The sequence below is a fragment of the Rhodohalobacter sulfatireducens genome (assembly GCF_022012475.1).
GTDB classification, from domain to species: domain Bacteria; phylum Bacteroidota; class Rhodothermia; order Balneolales; family Balneolaceae; genus Rhodohalobacter; species Rhodohalobacter sulfatireducens.
Map to the genome: position 1 here is coordinate 1 of NZ_JAKLWS010000091.1, position 1,406 is coordinate 1,406.

2 protein-coding genes are annotated in these 1,406 nt (G+C 47.1%); both read left to right on the plus strand.

Features of this window, described 5'->3' with window-relative positions; genetic code table 11:
* The first annotated feature begins 42 nt into the window (after positions 1-42).
* Positions 43-432: a transposase gene (locus L6773_RS21200; RefSeq protein ID WP_237856672.1), complete on the plus strand. Its 390-nt coding sequence runs from the start codon at positions 43-45 to the stop codon at positions 430-432.
* A complete protein-coding gene (locus L6773_RS21205; protein WP_237856673.1) occupies positions 429-1,367 on the plus strand; it encodes an IS3 family transposase in 939 nt (312 codons plus the stop codon). The genes L6773_RS21200 and L6773_RS21205 overlap by 4 nt, the downstream gene beginning before the upstream one ends.
* The last annotated feature ends 39 nt before the right edge of the window (positions 1,368-1,406 follow it).

The following is a 1,406-nucleotide window of genomic DNA, read 5'->3' on the forward strand; positions in this document are numbered from 1 at the left end:
CTGTCTATCCCTAGCATAGCTTGACCGGTTAAATACCAAGTTATGAACACACGAAAACTAAATAAACGCCGCAAATTCAGCGAACAAATACGCCGTAAAGTGGTTCATGAATTTCGCAGTGGAAATTATACGGTAAAAGAGCTTGCAGACTTGTATCATTGTAGCTTAACAGCGATCTATAAATGGATTCATAAATATTCACCGGCGGATTCTCCGCGCATTAGGGTTGTCGAAATGAGCCAGAGTACTGATCAGAAAGTCAAAGACCTGCAAGCCAAAATTGCTGAACTGGAACGAATGGTTGGCCAGAAGCAGATCAAAGTCGATTTTTTGGAAAAGATGATCGAATTGGCCGAGAAGGAGTATGATTTGGATGTAAAAAAAAGTTCTTCTTCGAAACGATCGGGTGGTTCCGGGAGAACAGGCAAATGATCGGCTATAGTTTAAATGAATTGTATGCAGCAGCTGACATTAGTAAGCAAGGCGTATGGGATCATTTTCGCCGTGAGACTGCTGAACTGAATCTGATCCGTAAGGTCATCGGCCAGGTGGACGACCGCCGCGCTGAGCATCCGGGAGAAGGGTTGGAAAAACTCTATTGGCAGATTCAGCCCGAAGGCATGGGGCGGGATAAATTCTGTGATATTTTTATGCAATTGGGCTATGGGGTCCGTCGGCGGGTCAACCGAATGCGCACAACGATTCCCGCTCATAAGGTCTTTGACAATCTGATTGAGGGACGGCTGGTCAGCGGTCCCAACCAAGTCTGGCAGAGCGATATCACCTACATCAAAGTGGCCGGTCGCTTTTACTATCTGACGTTCATTATTGACGTGTATACGCGCCGCATTGTCGGCTATGCCGTCAGTGACAATCTTCGGGCGGATGCGAACATAAAAGCCTTAAAGATGGCGGTGAACAGGTTTTCTTGGGATGAGTTGACCGGGTGTGTTCATCATTCGGATCGCGGCAGTCAATATACCGAGGGTCGGTATCTGAAGATCCTTCGCGACCATCAGATGTCTATCAGCATGGGAGGACGGGCCCAGGACAATGCGTTTGCCGAACGGGTCAATGGGGTGATTAAGAATGAATACTTGATTCCACGTTCGCTGAAAACCTTTCGACAGCTGACCTATTATAGCAAACAGGCGGTAGCCGATTATAACACTAAACGTCATCATGGAAGCCTGGGGAGATGCTCTCCGGCCGACTATGAAGCCACCTGGAGGCAGCTGCCCACCCACAAACAAAAAGTGGAAGTGATCCGCAGTGAAAACACACCAAATTTTTTGGAGGCTAGCCTCCAAACCAACGCAATTGACACTTCATGTCAATATCCATACTGTACCCTACATCTAAACTAATAACCTTAACAAACGGTCAAGTCAATCCAGGGATTGACA

Coding starts and splice junctions, on each gene's coding strand:
- L6773_RS21200 (WP_237856672.1), top strand. CDS start 43: ATGAACACACGAAAACTAAATAAACGCCGCAAATTCAGCGAACAAATA.
- L6773_RS21205 (WP_237856673.1), top strand. CDS start 429: ATGATCGGCTATAGTTTAAATGAATTGTATGCAGCAGCTGACATTAGT.